We start from the raw sequence: 427 nt of genomic DNA on the forward strand, positions 1-427 counted from the left end.
CGCGCAGGAGTTCCGCCTCATGACGATCCTTCCGCAACCGGCGCCAGCGGCGCAGGCCGCACCCAGGGCGCACCGGCTCGCGGCCCAGGCGGCCAACTATCGGCGCGCGCGCCGCAAGGCCGCCATCCAGGCGCTGCTGCTCGCGCTGCCGCTGCTGGTGTTCCTGCTCGCCACCTTCATCGCGCCGATCGCGATCCTGCTCGCGCGCAGCGTGCGCAACCCGGAGGTGCCGGGCGCGATGCCCGAACTGGCACGCGTGCTGCGCCAGTGGGACGGCCGGGACGTGCCCGATACCTGGCGGCTGCTCAAGCGCGCCTCGTCAGCCTGGACGCCCGACTATCTGCTCAACGGCATCGACGCGCGGGTCACGCCGGATGGCCGGGTGGCCGCGGTGCCGCCCGACAGCGCGGTCTATCGCGCCGCGTTC

General features: G+C 74.2%; 1 pseudogene. It reads left to right on the plus strand.

Features of this window, described 5'->3' with window-relative positions:
- Nucleotides 1-19: 19 nt before the first annotated feature.
- Nucleotides 20-427 (plus strand): annotated as a pseudogene (locus FQ746_RS00055) (ABC transporter permease); the annotation flags it as partial.

The sequence above is a fragment of the Paraburkholderia sp. BCC1886 genome, assembly GCF_900996245.1.
Taxonomy (GTDB): Bacteria; Pseudomonadota; Gammaproteobacteria; order Burkholderiales; family Burkholderiaceae; genus Paraburkholderia.